1 protein-coding gene is annotated in these 261 nt (G+C 52.9%); it reads right to left on the bottom strand.

Features of this window, described 5'->3' with window-relative positions:
- A partial coding sequence (locus SB764_RS41785) for a TOBE domain-containing protein (protein WP_410867004.1) occupies positions 1-211 on the bottom strand: 211 nt, incomplete at its 3' end.
- Positions 212-261: the final 50 nt, after the last annotated feature.

Below are 261 nucleotides of genomic sequence, written 5' to 3'. Positions count from 1 at the left end.
GTGTCAGGACAAGACCTGAATCCGGTTTCCAGTTCAGCCACACCATATCGCCGAAGGTGATCGGACGATCAACGAGACGGGAGACGTTCGCCTGCGCGGCGCGGATGACCCGACCATCGGCAAGCTTGACGATGAAGACCGAGAAGTCGCCGAGATAACCGATATCCCAGACCTCGCCATAGGCGGAATTGATGCTGCTGTCCCACGTCATTTCCTCCTTTTTCTTTTTTATGTAGTATGCGCTTGTATGAGGAGAAATAT

Origin of the sequence: Paraburkholderia sp. SIMBA_027 (assembly GCF_046535315.1) — a bacterium.
GTDB classification, from domain to species: domain Bacteria; phylum Pseudomonadota; class Gammaproteobacteria; order Burkholderiales; family Burkholderiaceae; genus Paraburkholderia; species Paraburkholderia tropica.
This window is presented reverse-complemented; position numbering and strand designations above follow the sequence as displayed.